Here is a 1,259-nt window from a genome sequence, read left to right as displayed (position 1 = left end):
GCGGCCGCCACGGCGTTCTGCCTCCTGGCGGCGCCCATCCTCGTCACCCAGAAGACCGAGGACTTCAAGCCTGACAACTACCTCGCGGTGGCCCGCTTCGTGGACTCACACAAGGGTCCTGCTGCCGCAGCCGTATACTCGGATATCCGAACGCGCGGAATCGCACTCTCCTACCCCGAACGCTTCGCAGGCGTGGAGGACGTGCTTCTCGACGAGACGGCGTCGGACAGCGCTACTTTCTGGGGAACGAATCTCCCCGCAGAAGACGTGCGGCCCGGTGCCCTGTCCGGACAGACCGTTTTCGTCCTCACGTTGACCGAGTACCCCGACGTACCCGAATGGCGCGACGATCCCTATACCTCCAGGCTGCTGGGCGCAGGCTGCACACCCGGCCCGAAACTCGTTCTCGAGAGCGTCAACGCCTACGCTTTCGATTGTTGAACGCCTACCCCCGGAACGACGCCATCATTGCCTGTATCTGCAGGTACTCCTCGGACTCGGTGTAGTCGATCGCCGCCTGCATGGACGCAACGTCGCGAGATGCAGTGAAAATGACGGTGCGGGTGGTGACGCCGTTCGATGCGGTGACACCAGTGTCCACATTGCCGAGGCTGTACAGAAGGCGCGGCAGCATCTCCGGATCAGCGGGCAACATTTCGCCGGCACTCAGCGACGTCTGGACGCGCACGTTGTCGGTCCACTGATGAATCCTCCTCTCCTCGGGATCATGCGAAAGATCCATGGCAGTGCTGCGGACACTGAACGGCAGACCCGTCGACAGCGTGGACCCCGCAACCTCCCCGAGATGGGTCACCGGGTGGTACTTGCAACCCGCATCACACACGGCACCCCACGCGACGAGCATCTGCAGGGTAGCGATTGGCTCTCCGTCCGCTCCCTTCACCTCGAAGAACCCGATGGGCCTCGTGGAGACATCGGCCACCGTCCACGCGGACGGATGGTCGAACTCGAACGAGGCGTCGACGGCGGTTCCGGCGTAGGTGGTGAGGCTCGGAACCGGCTCCTCGGTGGCCGGAACAACCGGCGGAACGGGGGCCGGAACAACCGGCGGCACGGGGGCGGGCACCGTGGTCGCCGGGGGTGCCGGCACGGGGGCCGGCACCGTGGTTGCCGGGGTGCCGGCAATCGCCGACGGACTCGGCGAGGTTGACACGGCTACCGGCGCCGATGACGTTGCTGCCGTCCGCGTCCGCGTCGGCGCCGAAGAGCGGGGGGTGTCGCCGGCTCGGACCGATGTC

General features: G+C 66.1%; 2 protein-coding genes. One reads left to right on the top strand and one right to left on the bottom strand.

Features of this window, described 5'->3' with window-relative positions; genetic code table 11:
• On the top strand, positions 1-441 hold a 441-nt coding region (locus tag Y705_RS0102900; protein WP_026531769.1), incomplete at its 5' end, for a hypothetical protein.
• Between the two features lie 4 nt (positions 442-445).
• On the opposite strand, the gene Y705_RS0102895 is transcribed toward Y705_RS0102900, so the two are convergent.
• The gene (locus Y705_RS0102895) at positions 446-1,111 is read right to left on the bottom strand and encodes a hypothetical protein (RefSeq protein ID WP_216698721.1); all 666 of its coding nucleotides are present in this window, start codon (positions 1,109-1,111) and stop codon (positions 446-448) included.
• Positions 1,112-1,259: the final 148 nt, after the last annotated feature.

It is taken from the genome of Arthrobacter sp. H41, from assembly GCF_000520535.1.
Lineage (GTDB): Bacteria > Actinomycetota > Actinomycetes > Actinomycetales > Micrococcaceae > Arthrobacter_D.
The sequence above is the reverse complement of the archived record's forward strand: the minus strand, read 5'-3'. Positions and strand labels throughout refer to the sequence as shown.